This is a genomic window from Peptoniphilus harei (assembly GCF_900454685.1).
Lineage (GTDB): Bacteria > Bacillota > Clostridia > Tissierellales > Peptoniphilaceae > Peptoniphilus_A > Peptoniphilus_A harei.
The window spans coordinates 812733-825483 of record NZ_UATM01000032.1 but is presented as its reverse complement, the minus strand read 5'-3'; the positions used below and the strand labels follow the sequence as shown (position 1 = coordinate 825483).

The window sequence follows — 12751 nt, the reverse complement described above, 5'->3', positions numbered from 1 at the left end:
TAACAAATTTTGCTGTTACACCTATGTTTCCAACTTTAGCTTTTCCTGTAGAATAGGCTCTAACGCCATCTGGAACTGAAAATTCAGTTGTGATGTCATTTGACATACGCCAATCAGTATTTACATCAAAATCTTTATCATTTATCTCTGCAAATACGCTAAGTTTATCTGTTGCAAATACTCCAACTATCATGAGCATTAAAATAAGCAACGAGATTATTTTCTTATTCTTTTTCACTTTAATCCTCCTTTTTATATTGCAATAAGTTTTTATCACAATATATCGTTTGCTGTCTTTACTGTTCTAGATTAAATTTCTAAAACATTATATATATTATATTTGTAAAACCAAATATCAAACCTCCTTGTTTTTAAAAATGAATTCACTCACCTAAGCTAATTTTACTACATTATTCAAGTATATAAAAGGTTCTTCTAGTTTTTTTGTACATAAATCAGTTTTTTTTGTTATATTAATAATTTTTATCAAATATTGTAAAATTTATATAAAAAATTCCCACTAAAAAAGCAAGTGGTCTTTAACACTTGCTTTTTATTTTTCAATATTTTTTTTCAAATCCTATGTCTCATCTTATTCATTTGACTTCAAGGCATCTATGGCCTTTATCTTCTTTATCTTATAGTGGAAGATTATCATTATAAATGTATTTACAAGGGCTGTTATTATTCCTGCCAAGATAAAGGGTCTTGGGCTCAAGTCTTCTGGCAGCATGGCCATAAAGGGAACTACTATTTGTAGGACAGAGTAATGGAGGATTTTTCCAACGCCCAGTCCAATTATGATTCCAATTATTGCCAAGATATAGGTTTCCTTGTAAATGTATGATGTTGTCTCTCTTGGATAAAAGCCTAGAACTTTTATTGTTGAGACTTCTCTTATTCTCTCTTCGATGTTTATGTTTGTAAGGTTGTAAAGGACTACGACTTCCAAAATTGTTGTCACTATTAGGATAATTATCTCAACCTTAGTTATTGAAAACAGGAATTGATTCAATACATCCTTCATGTCACCAACATTTCCTATATTAAAGACTGACTTCTTTTCTATTGTTGACTTTATAAAGTCATCCTTGTCAAAGCCTTTAGGAACTTTTATTAGGTCTGTGTTGGACTTGAATTCTGATCCTGTTACTTTTTCAAAGTAGTCCCTGTCCATGTATACATTGTGTCCAAGATAAAATTCACTGATGCCGGCGACTTCTACTTCGAATTCATTTCCATAGACGTCTCTAATTTCTAGTGGGTCGCCAACTTTTAACTTTTTAAGTTTGGATAGTTTTTCTGTGATTATAACTCCCTTTTTTGGAAGCTCTAATTCTTCTCTTGTGTCCTTGTCAAAGAGAGCCACGTAGTTTTTGAAATCTTCCTTGTCCCTTGGGACTATAACATTTACTGACTGGTCAATTTCTTTGTAATCAACTGTAAATAATTCTTGATAGGACTCTGTGTAGTCCAAGTTTTTCTCTGCCAAGGACTTCTTGTATTCTTCGTAAGAGTCTTCATCTAGGTCTTTGTCATAAAGTATTGACAGGTCGTACTTCAAAATATTTTTAAATTGTAGGGTCTCAACGTCCTTTACTGATTCAGATATACCAAATCCAAGTACTAAGAGGGCTGCACAACCCATTACTCCCACCACTGTCATGAACATCCTCTTTTTAGACAAGAACAGGTTTCTCGCTGTTACCTTTGCTAAAAAGCTCATCCTACTCCAAATAAGGGGAATTTTTTCCAAAAGGATCCTGTTTCCCTTAGATGGTGCCTTTGCTCTTAAGAGGTTGGCTGTCTTTTCATCTAGATTTTTATTGACACTTATCATGGCAGCTACGCTTGTGAATAAAAATCCAATGACAATAGCGAAAATAACTCTTAGTGGAAAGATATTTATTAATAGTTTATTTTCAAAAATTGTCTTTGTTGAGTAGGCGTTTCCAATTATATAGGTCAAGATGTAGGAACCAGAAATTGCTCCCAAGGTCCCACCAATTAAGGAGGCAAGTGATCCATAGAGGAAGAACTTCCTTCCAATTTCTTTCTTGGTATAACCCAAAGCCTTGTAGGCTCCAATGACAAGCCTGTTTTCGTCGACCATCCTAGTCATTGTAGTGAAACAAACTAGAAGGGCAATGGCAAAGAAAAATATTGGGAAGATAAAGGAAAGGCCGTCAACTCTCTTTGCGTAGTCAAGATAGGTGTTGATGTCTTGCGACAAGTGCCTTGGTGTAATTGTATAGCGAGGCTGTTTGATTAAACTTAGATATCTTCTTCCATCTGCAATTTTCTCTCTTGCATCAGAAATTTTTTCTTCAGCCTCTTGAGACTTGTCTTGGTATTCATCTTCTCCCTTTTTCAAATCTTTTTCTGCCTTGTAGAGTTTTGACTTGGCATCATTTAACTGGTCTTTACCAGTTTTTAATTCTTCATCAAGTCTGTCTTGGCCCCTGTCCAGTTCATCTCTTCCAGACAAGTATTTTTCTTTGGCTCTTGAAAGTTTTTCCCTGCCTTCCACATAGTCATCATACTTTTCCTCGTATTCTTTTTTTCCAGACTCATAGTCAGCAGTTCCCTTATTTAATTTTTCTTCGGATTCACTTATTTTATTTTTTGCTTTTTCTAATTCTTCTCTTGCATCTTGAAGTTTTCTCTTGTTTTTCTCGATTTCATCCTTGCTCTTGGCATATTCCATCTCTCCCTTTTCTGTCTCTGCAATCCCCTCTTCAAGTTGCCTATTTCCCTCTTCTATTTGCTTCTTGCTGGCATCAAGAGTAGCCCTGGCTCCTGCAAGTTTCTTTTCATTTTCTTGGATAGTAGCAATACCAGCCTTGCCTTCCTTTAATTTTGCCTTTAAGTCAGACAAGTTGCCTGTGATTCCACCAGGGACTTCCTTATTTATTTCTTCCACTGCCTTGTCAATTTCTTCCTTTGATGTCTTTAGGAAGTCTAATTTTTTATTTAAGGCAGCCTTGTTCTTTTCAAGTTCAGATTTTTTTCCTTCAAGTCCTGCAATTTGTCCCTCTATATTTTGTCTATCTTCATCAGACAGGTCAGGATTATTTAAGGAGTTTTTCAAGGAAGAAATTTGTCCATCAATTTGTGAAAGGCCACTATCAACTTGCTTTATTTGTGAGGAAGTTTTTGCAATTTCATCTTCAATAGTCGGAAGTTTTTTTACAAGATCTTCTCCAGCTTCCAAGGCCTTGTCTAGGGCGTAGATTTTTTCCACAGCATCTTCATAAGATGAAGCCCCCATTTTGGAAACTAATTTATTTTTGCCAGCTTCAAGTTGAGCCATACCAGACTGGTATTCTCTTTCTCCTTCTTCATACTTTTTCATTCCGTCGGCAAGTTTTTTTCTAGATTCTTCGATCTTGTCCCAGCCATCATCAAGCTTTTTCCTTCCCTCAGCTAGCTGGTCTTCTCCCTGTCTTAGGGCTTTTTCTGAAGCTTCCACTTCTCCAAGACCTTTTTGGTACTTTTCCTTGCCCTCTGTCAGCTTCTTTCTTCCAGAATTTAATTCAGACTTGGCATCATCAAGTTTCTTCTTGCCATCAGATAATTTTTCGTAACCATCAATTAACTTTCTCTCACCATCATCTATTTCCACAGATGCCTTGTAAAGCTTGTCCCTATTTTTAGAAATTTCCGACTCCGCCTTGTTCTTTTCTTCATTGTACTTGTCAAGGCCTTCCTTGTAGTCGGACTTCCCCTTGTTTAGGTCTTCTCGCCCCTTGACTAGCTTGTCCTTAGCATCAGATAACTTAGTTTCTGCATCGGTGATCTTGTCCTCTGCGTCAGTGATTCTATCTGAGATTTCTCCCTGGATTGAGTCAAGTCTTTCCTTGGGTCTAGACTTCAAGTCAATTTTAAGAGCCCTTTTCTTCTTATCCATGTAGTCAATATAGTCCTTGTCAGAGGTTTTTAAGCCTTCAGTCCCCAAAAATTTTATCTTGGCAAGAGTAGGGTCACCAGAAAAATTTCCATCGTCAATGAAGGCAAAATAAGAAATTTGCCCGTATCCTCTTTCTGAATAAGTTGCATTGTTCTCTTGGAGAAAGTCCAAAGAATTTGCAAATCCAACAACCTTAAAAGAAAGTCTCTTTAGATCATTGTCCTCATCATCGTCGTTATCTTCCTTAAAGCTTATTGTGTCCCCAATTTTACTCCCAGTTTGTTTCATTCTGGAATCCAAAATAATTTCATCAGGTCCTTCAAGTTCTCTTCCCTCAATTATTTCTGGTTTGGAAATTTCATAGGGCATGTTTAAAACTTTTATAACAGTTGGATCTCCTTCAAGAAAGACATCCTTGTCATAACCATACTCCAGCTCCTTGATATCCTCTTGGTCCTCGATAATTTGTCGGTCCTTAGCTTCAAGTCCAATGGGAACGGAAACCTTTAGGTCCTCTTGATTTAATTTTTCAATTTTATCATCAATTGTATTCCTCATAACCTTGCCTGTGGAAATAAGTCCAATCAAGACAAAGACTCCGAGGAAGACAATTATCATTATTGAAATAAATCTCGGTAGAGAATTTTTTATCTCCCTGAGATTATCCTTGTCGCGAGCTTTCACCCTCCACCTACCATTCTATATCCATTATGTCCCTTGGGTCGTCGTTGATAAAAACATCCTTGACCTTGGCGTCAGAAATTTCAATTAGCCTGTCTGCAGAATTTTTAATTGCAGAGTTGTGAGTTATTAGGACCACAGTTGTGTCCGTTGTCCTAGTAAGGTCCTGCAAGAGCTTTAAAATTTGCTTGCCTGTCTTATAGTCAAGGGCACCTGTTGGCTCATCACATAAGAGGAGCTTTGGATTTTTCGCAATTGCACGGGCTATTGATACCCTTTGTTGCTCTCCACCAGATAATTGTGACGGGAAGTTGTCCATCCTATCTCCCAGACCAACAGATTTTAAAACTTCAACTGGGTCCTTGGCATTTTTTACAATTTGACTTGCAAGCTCAACATTTTCAAGAGCTGTCAGGTTGGGAATCAAATTATAAAATTGAAAGACGAAGCCCATGTCGTAACGTCTGTAAGTTGTCAGTTCTCTTTCCCTATATTTCGCAATATTTTTCCCATCAACTAAGAGGTCACCAGATGATGCCGTGTCGAGACCTCCTAAGATATTTAGAAAAGTTGACTTGCCGGCACCTGATGCACCTAGAATTATTGCAAACTCATTTTTTTCTATTTCAAAATTTAATTTATCATTTGCCATGACAGACCTTTCGCCAATCCTGTAAACTTTTGAAAGGTCCTTAACTTCGATAAAAGCCATAATATCACCTGGGCTTATTATATCAAAAAATATATTTTTTTTAATCATTAAGTCTGATTTAAATGTTTTTAGCTTTTATAATTTTTTGTTTATTAATTAAAAAGCAAATCTTTTGTTGTAAGAGATTATTTTATTTTGTATGCTTATATTATAAGTAAAAATTATTATATGTATTTTAAAGATAAAGGTGATTTAGAATGAATGACAAAAGCAAAAAAATTTTAAAATATATAGCTATTTATTTAATAATCTATCTACTTTATAAAGTATCTTATGCAAGCAGAAGTCACATAGCTTTTAATGTATTTGACGGAAAAAATCATACTCTTAATTATTTCATAAGCTTACTTACATTTAACATACTGGGAATATTTTTAATAAAAAAGTCTATAATAGGACATAATTTTTATCTCATTTTAATTTCATTTAATGTCATAGATGCAATAGGTGCATCAGGTGATATCGCTTATTCTCAAAATGACAATTATTTATTTTTTATAATTCCATGTATATTTATCATCTTTGAATGTTTTCAATATTATAAAGAAAACAAAAAATTAAAATCAAAATAAATTTTCACAAAAAACAAGCACTCAATATTTGAGTGCTTGTCTTAGTTTCTTATCAACTTCTCTTTTCTTCATTGTCTCTCTCTTGTCCCAAAGCTTCTTACCCTTGGCCTTGGCAATTAGGACCTTGACCTTGCCCCTCTTGAGATAAACTTTCAGGGGGATGATTGTGTAACCATCCTGAGTCTTAACTTTTTCAAGTCTTAGGATTTCATTTTTGTGCATCAAAAGTTTTCTCTTCCTCATGGGATCCACATTGTAAATATTTCCCTGCTCGTAGGGTGAAATGTGCATACCTGATACAAAAATTTCTCCCTTGTTGATGTCACAGTAGGCATCCTTGATGTTGACATGGCCTGCCCTTATGGACTTGACCTCAGTCCCAACAAGTTCAATCCCTGCTTCATAAGTGTCCTCTATAAAATAAAGATGGCTGGCTTTTTTGTTGTTTGCTATTGCATCGTTTTTTTCCTTACTCATCTTCATCACCTACCATTTTAAAATCAATGTTGCCCATGTTGAGGTCAACATTTACAACTTTTATTGTCACATTGTCGCCAATGTGAAATTCTTTTTTCGTCCTGTAGTCAATGGCCCTGTAGTTGTCTTGGTCAAATTCGTAGTAGCCGTCCATGGTCCTGTAGCCCACAAGCCCTTCTATAAGGTTATCTAATTCCACAAACATTCCAAAGTTTGTGATAGAAGAAATCCTACCCTTGTAGACTTCTCCAATTCGCTCAGACATGTATTCAGCCATCTTAATGTCTTCAACTTGTCTTTCTGCTTCTTGGGCAACTTTTTCTGTCTTAGAAACTTGCTCTGCTATGTCTGGCAAGATTGCTTTTAAGTTTGTTATGTCGCCCTTGGATAGTTTTCCCTCAATTTTCTTTTTTATAATCCTGTGGATTGTGAGGTCAGCATATCTTCTTATTGGAGAAGTGAAGTGGGAGTAGTGGTCAAAGGCCAAGCCAAAGTGAATGTCATTTACTTCAGAATACCTTGCCTTTGCCATGGACCTTAGGGTCATAGTTGAGACAAACATCTCTTCCTTGCTTCCCTTTACCTTTTCAAGGAGCTTTTGCACATCTCTTGGTTCAACTTTTTCATCAAAGTTAATCATGTAGCCAAGAGGTCGCAAGTAGGAGTTGAGTTCTGAAATCTTTTCATCCTTTGGTCTCTCGTGAATCCTGTATAAGAATGGAATTTTCTTAAAATAATATTCTTTTGCCACACAGACATTGGCCATAAGCATAAAGTCCTCGATGAGTTTGTTGGCAGTTCTCCTGTCCCTCTTGTGGATATTTTGTGGCCAACCTTCCTCGTCAACTCTAATAATAACTTCCGGTATATCAAAGTCTATGGCGCCACCCTTTTCTCTCTTGTCTTCCAAAATTTTTGCAAGTTCATACATCTTGTCTAGGGTCTTCTCAAGTCCCTTAAGAGATGGATGGGAAATATTTTTTTCTAAGTAGTCAGAGACATTTTCATAAACAAGTCTCCTCTTAGAATTAATTACAGACTCAAGGATATCATATTTTACTACTTCGCCCTTCTTGTCAATTTCTGCAAGGACTGAAAGAGTTAATCTATCTACTCCTTCATTTAGGGAACAAATTCCATTGGAAAGTTCAAAGGGCAGCATTGGTATAACCTTGTTTAAAAGATAGACTGAGTTTCCCCTCTTGAAGGCTTCTTCATCTATTGGAGAGTATTCTTCAACATAGTGGGACACATCGGCAATGTGAACTCCTAAAATGTAGTTGCCGTTTTTTGCTACTTCAAGAGAAATTGCGTCATCAAAGTCCTTGGAATCGGCTCCATCAATTGTAAAAGTTGTGAGGTCTCTTATGTCCCTTCTTCCCTTCAAGTCCTCTTCTCTAACTTTTTGTGGAAGGGCCTTTGCTTCCGATAGGGCAGCCTTTGGAAATTCCATGGGAAGGTCAAGGCCTGCAGCCACAGAAAGAATATCGACGTCAGGATCATCTGGATATCCCAAGACTTCTACAATTCTTCCCTCAGGTTTTTTATTGGCCTCTGGCCATTTTTCTATTTTTACAACAACCTTTTGACCGTTCTTCGCCCCATTAAATTTCTTCTTTGGAACATAAATATCCATGGCCATCTTGCTCTCATCTGATACTACAAAGCCAAAGTCCCTTTTGTTTTGAAAGACTCCAACAAATTTTGTGTTTACCCTCCTCACAATAGAGAGGACCTTGCCCTCTGGCTTGTCACCAGAGGACTCCCTATATCTTCTTACGATTACCTCATCGCCATTTAAAGCTGAGTTAAGGTTGTTTTTTGATATATAAATATCTTCGTCAAGATTTTCGCTTATCAAAAATCCAAAACCCTTGGCATTTGTTTGAAGTTTTCCAAAAAAGAATTTGTCATTGTCCACAAGTCTATATTTCTTCCTGTGGTCCATGAAAATTAGGCCCTCGTCTTCAAGTTCCTCTAGAATCCTATTAAATTCTTTTTTCTCCTTACTCTTAATTTTAAATAACCTAGCAAGCTCATCTTTTGTCCTTGGCTTTGACTTTTCAATAAGTTCTAAAATCTTTTCTTTAATCATTAAATCTTTGCTCCATAACTTGTCATATTAAATAAATTTGAATCAATGGAATAGTTATTTGCAGCTCTCTCACTGTGTCTTTTCTTGCCAAGTTCAATTAGCCTTGTGATTAGGTCTTTGATCATAAGTCCCTCAACCTCGTAGAGGTAGAAGGCAATAGAACCTGGAAGAGTGTTGATTTCATTTACATAGGCCTTGTCGCCGTCAACTAAGAAGTCAATTCTTGCAACACCTGCACCATCAATTGCTGAGAAGGCTTTTTTTGCAAGTTCTTTAATTTCCTTTTCAAGCTCAGGCTTAAGTTCTGCTGGAAGTTTTTTGTTTTGGTGCTTTTGAGATGATTTAGCTCCCTTAGAACCAGAAACATACTTATCTTCGTACTTTAAAAGGTCCTTAAAACCAAGAGGTTCTTCTGCTGCAGAAACTCTTAAATCATCTTCATAACCAAGTACTGCCACGTTAATTTCTCTTGGGTTAACAACAGCTTCTTCAACAATAATTTTTCTGTCGTAGTGGGCTGCAACTTCTAGAGCCTTTGAAAGGTCAAGGGCATTTTCAACTCTTGAAATCCCTATTGATGAGCCAAGGTTAGCTGGCTTAACAAAAAGTGGGAAGTTTAGGTCCTTGCACTTTTCTATAACTCCCTTTAGGTTTTTAAGTTCTTCTCTGAAGAAGTACTTATATCTAGTCATTGGGATGTCTTCTGATTCAAAGACCTTCCTCATAATGACCTTGTCCATACCTACAGCAGCAGACATAACTCCGCAGCCTGTGTAAGGCATGCCCATAAGTTCAAAAAGTCCTTGAGTACATCCATCTTCACCAAAAGTTCCGTGGAGGGCAAAGAATATGCCATCAATTTTTTCGTAAACTTCTACTGAATCGTATTCTGCCTTAAATAACTTCTTTGGATTGTGCTTCACATAGTATAAGTTTTTGTTGCCATATTCTGGCTTGAAGAAGACTTCTACTCCATCGTGGAAGTCTTGGTCCTTGTAGGACTTGAAGTTCTTTAGACTTTCTCCTGACAAGAACTTGCCATCTTTTGTAATATAAATTGGAATAGGATTGTACTTGGACTTATCCATATTTTCAATAATTTGCATTCCTGTAATAACAGAAACTTCGTGTTCAACGGATCTTCCTCCGAAGATTACACCTATATTTTCCATTTTTTCACTCCTCATTGTAATTATCAGGAAGGTCATTTTCAAAGAGAACGACATCTCCCGCCATTGAAATCTTTGCGAGAACCTGAGTTGCCTCGTCTAGTGAAGAAACCCTATAAATTTTTTCTTCATCAAAGTTTTTATCCTTAAGGCCTTCATAGATTGGAAGAGTTCTCTTTTTGCCAACTAAAATTGCAAAATCAAGGACATCTGCCATAACTTGACCTATTTTTCTATTTTCTTCTTCTTCCATATCTCCAAGCTCAACCATGCCTGGTGTTATTATTATCTTCCTGTGGTCCTTAAATTCTCTCAAAACATCGAGAGCAGCCCTAAAGCCCACTGGGTTTGAGTTAAAGGCATCGTCAATAACTATGGTGTCATTTGATGACGGAATAAGTGAAAGTCTGTGTTCCACTGGCTCAACCTTGGAGATTCCTCTTTGGATTTCTTCTAGACTAAGTCCCAAGACGTGGGCAGCAGTCGCTGATGCAAGAAGGTTGGAGATGTTGTGAACTCCAAGAAGTCTTGTGGAGCACTTAATTTCTCCTGCCCCCTTGATGTGGAGGACAAATTCTGATCCTCTTTCATTTACTTTTATGTCATCTGCATATACATCTAGCTTGTCAAAGTCCTTAGTTCCATACCTATAAGTCTTTTTCTTAGTCTTGTCTGCAAGGGGTTTGACATAGTCGTTGTCGTAGTTGAAAATTGCAATCCCATCTTCTGGTAGGTCTTCAATTAACTCGTACTTTGTCTTTTGTATATTTTCAATTGTCTTAAAGAGGTGCATGTGAGTTGGCCCAATAGCAGTTATTATCCCAATATCTGGTTGGACAAGTTCTGCAACCTCGTGGATTTCTCCAGGGACCTTGGCACCAAGTTCTGCAATAAAAACTTCCCTGTCACTTTCAAGTTCATTGTTGATGATCTTTGAAAGTCCCATAGGTGTGTTAAAGGATGATGGTGTGTTTTTTACCCTTAGGCCTTCAGATAAAATTGTATCTGAAATAAATTTAACTGAAGTCTTTCCAAAAGACCCTGTAATTCCAAGGACCTTTAGGCCATCTTCTTCCTTGAATTTTTTGATTTTTGCCTGAGCTGACTTGTAAAAGCCCATGTTTATCTTATCTTCAGTAGGTTTTGCCCACTTGTTTGTCAAAATAAGTAGCCTGTATTGGTAATAGTAAATTAAAAATGACAAGATTATTGTCACTAAAATTGAAAGAACATAGGATCCTGATCCATCAAAAAAACCCAGCGAAAAAACAACTACAAGGACAAAGGCAATATAGTTTACAAGCTTGTGCTTCTTTAAAAGTCTCTTTGCCCTATCAGTCCAAACTATAGGAGTCTTTTGATTTTTGTCTAGCTTATAAACTAGTTTGTTCATCTTTTCCTTGTTATTCTTCAAAAATGTCTTGTATTCATCATTGTCGTAGCCCTCTAACTGGAGCATGTGAATGGGAAAATTACTCCTAATTAGGGAATAATAAAGTGCCACACATATAATTACAAAATCTATTAAAAAAATTGGCAGTCTCTGTAAAAAATATTCCATTAAAATCTCCTAATCTAAAAACGAATTGATAACTGCATTAAACTGACCGAACTTGTCAAGGTAGGAATAGTGTCCAGCACCCTCTAAGACAACTAGGCCAGAGTTTTTTATCTCTTCTTCAAATATCTTACCCATGTAAAGGGGAGTTGCCTCGTCCTTGTCTCCCCAAATGAGGAGGGTTTCTGCCTCAATGTTTTTGAATTCTTCCCTTGTGGACTCATTAACAACCTTTACAAAGCATTTTCTCATAATTCCATCTGCTGCCTGATAGTCATCTGACCCGTGTTTTTTATAAAACTTTGCCATAGCCTCTTCATTATTGCCATGAGTTAGCATATAGAACTTTTTTGCTGCCTTAAAGGAATAGACCTTGGTATAATAAGAAAGCTTTCTCTTGGGAAGGACTCCTGATGCGTCGATTATTATAAGCTTTTCTACCATTTCCTTATTTTTTGATCCTAAAATCGTAAGGGTCTTGCCCCCAAAGGAGTGACCAACAAAGGTTGCCCTATTGATTTTAAAGTGGTCTAAGAACTTTAAGAGAAATTCATAATAATCATAGGTCCCCATGACTTCTTTTGGGTTTTCACTGTCCCCAAAGCCTGGTGCATCATAGGCATAAACTGTGTAGTCTTCGGGGATGGCATTAAAAATTGGCATAATTGACTCAATATATGCACCCCAACCGTGGAGAATGACAAGGACTTTCTCGCCGCCCTCCCTCTTTATATATGCAGTTTTTATCCCGTCTATTTCAACAAATTCTTTATCTATTTTCATCTTCATCTTCTTCTATAAAAATTATTGAGCCCTGGTCTTCTTCATGGGAAGTATCTTTTTCATCCCTAACAAAAATTGAAGAAGAAGCCTCATATCCTGGGCTAGTCACATCTTCTGTAAATTCAATTCCAGAAGTCTTTTCACTTAGGTCAAGGCCCATCTTTAGTGAAGAAATTCTTGACTCTAGCCTATCGATCTCCTGCAAGGTCTCACTAACATCGAGATCAGACCCCTCTCCCCTAAGGGACTTGTATTGGTGTCTGCCAAGCTTTTCAAAGGCTTCGCTAAGTTTTCTCTCTTCATTTAAAAGTTCGTATCTCAACCTTGCTGTCTTTTTAATTTCTTGTGATTCGTTCACAAGTTTTTTCTTTAGATAATTTAAATTTCCAGCTAGGTCATTTAAATTGCCATCAAGACTGTCAAAAAATCCCACAATATCACCTCGAATCTATGTTATTATACCAAAAATCTCTAATCTTTTAAATACTGCCCTTGTTTTCTTTCCCCTTAATTGGGTAATAAAAGATTGGAGGGATAATATGGAAAAATTAACTTTATATGTAGGAACAACTTGCCCATTTTGTAAAAAGGTAGAATCTTTTATGGAAGACAAGGGCATTGATTCTGTAGAAATTAAAAATATAGACGAAGACAAAGAAGCACGTGAATACCTAATTGAAAAGGGCGGCAAAAAACAAGTGCCTTGCCTATTCATTGGTGATAAGCCTCTTTATGAATCACTAGATATTATTAAATACCTAAAAGAAAATGTAGCATAATATTTAAACAAAAGA

10 protein-coding genes are annotated in these 12751 nt (G+C 36.5%); 2 read left to right on the top strand and 8 right to left on the bottom strand.

The features are described 5' to 3' along the window. Positions 1–592 precede the first annotated feature (592 nt). Positions 593–4594, bottom strand: coding sequence for an FtsX-like permease family protein (locus DRZ96_RS05330; protein WP_112889858.1), 4002 nt, complete (start codon positions 4592–4594; stop codon positions 593–595). 7 nt (positions 4595–4601) lie between these two features. Beyond that, complete coding sequence (locus tag DRZ96_RS05325) at positions 4602–5303, bottom strand: ABC transporter ATP-binding protein (RefSeq protein ID WP_112889857.1); 702 nt, start codon at positions 5301–5303, stop codon at positions 4602–4604. A 197-nt stretch (positions 5304–5500) separates the two neighbouring features. On the opposite strand from DRZ96_RS05325, the gene DRZ96_RS05320 reads away from it, so the two are divergent. After that, a complete protein-coding gene (locus tag DRZ96_RS05320; protein ID WP_112889856.1) occupies positions 5501–5875 on the top strand; it encodes a hypothetical protein in 375 nt (124 codons plus the stop codon). A 21-nt stretch (positions 5876–5896) separates the two neighbouring features. On the opposite strand, the gene smpB is transcribed toward DRZ96_RS05320, so the two are convergent. The 6 genes from smpB to DRZ96_RS05290 are packed head-to-tail and all read right to left on the bottom strand — an operon-like array spanning position 5897 to position 12390. After that, complete coding sequence (smpB, locus tag DRZ96_RS05315; RefSeq protein WP_112889855.1) at positions 5897–6352, bottom strand: SsrA-binding protein SmpB; 456 nt, start codon at positions 6350–6352, stop codon at positions 5897–5899. Continuing rightward, positions 6345–8447, bottom strand: coding sequence for a ribonuclease R (gene rnr / locus DRZ96_RS05310; RefSeq protein ID WP_112889854.1), 2103 nt, complete (start codon positions 8445–8447; stop codon positions 6345–6347). The genes smpB and rnr overlap by 8 nt, the downstream gene beginning before the upstream one ends. Then, positions 8447–9619, bottom strand: a complete 1173-nt coding sequence (locus tag DRZ96_RS05305; RefSeq protein WP_112889853.1) for a D-alanine--D-alanine ligase family protein — start codon at positions 9617–9619, stop codon at positions 8447–8449. Before DRZ96_RS05305 ends, rnr begins: the two co-directional genes overlap by 1 nt. A gap of 4 nt (positions 9620–9623) precedes the next feature. Continuing rightward, positions 9624–11177 (bottom strand): UDP-N-acetylmuramoyl-tripeptide--D-alanyl-D-alanine ligase, encoded by a 1554-nt coding sequence (locus DRZ96_RS05300; protein ID WP_112889852.1) that lies wholly within the window; start codon positions 11175–11177, stop codon positions 9624–9626. Between the two features lie 9 nt (positions 11178–11186). Continuing rightward, positions 11187–11957, bottom strand: a complete 771-nt coding sequence (locus DRZ96_RS05295; RefSeq protein WP_112889851.1) for an alpha/beta fold hydrolase — start codon at positions 11955–11957, stop codon at positions 11187–11189. After that, positions 11944–12390, bottom strand: a complete 447-nt coding sequence (locus DRZ96_RS05290; protein ID WP_070700356.1) for a hypothetical protein — start codon at positions 12388–12390, stop codon at positions 11944–11946. Before DRZ96_RS05290 ends, DRZ96_RS05295 begins: the two co-directional genes overlap by 14 nt. Before the next feature lie 106 nt (positions 12391–12496). Here DRZ96_RS05290 and DRZ96_RS05285 point away from each other — a divergent pair, with 106 nt between their 5' ends. Next, positions 12497–12736: a glutaredoxin family protein gene (locus DRZ96_RS05285; protein WP_070700353.1), complete on the top strand. Its 240-nt coding sequence runs from the start codon at positions 12497–12499 to the stop codon at positions 12734–12736. Positions 12737–12751: the final 15 nt, after the last annotated feature.

Coding starts and splice junctions, on each gene's coding strand:
- DRZ96_RS05305 (WP_112889853.1), bottom strand. CDS start 9,619: ATGGAAAATATAGGTGTAATCTTCGGAGGAAGATCCGTTGAACACGAA.
- DRZ96_RS05285 (WP_070700353.1), top strand. CDS start 12,497: ATGGAAAAATTAACTTTATATGTAGGAACAACTTGCCCATTTTGTAAA.
- DRZ96_RS05295 (WP_112889851.1), bottom strand. CDS start 11,957: ATGAAAATAGATAAAGAATTTGTTGAAATAGACGGGATAAAAACTGCA.
- rnr (WP_112889854.1), bottom strand. CDS start 8,447: ATGATTAAAGAAAAGATTTTAGAACTTATTGAAAAGTCAAAGCCAAGG.
- smpB (WP_112889855.1), bottom strand. CDS start 6,352: ATGAGTAAGGAAAAAAACGATGCAATAGCAAACAACAAAAAAGCCAGC.
- DRZ96_RS05320 (WP_112889856.1), top strand. CDS start 5,501: ATGAATGACAAAAGCAAAAAAATTTTAAAATATATAGCTATTTATTTA.
- DRZ96_RS05325 (WP_112889857.1), bottom strand. CDS start 5,303: ATGGCTTTTATCGAAGTTAAGGACCTTTCAAAAGTTTACAGGATTGGC.
- DRZ96_RS05300 (WP_112889852.1), bottom strand. CDS start 11,177: ATGGAATATTTTTTACAGAGACTGCCAATTTTTTTAATAGATTTTGTA.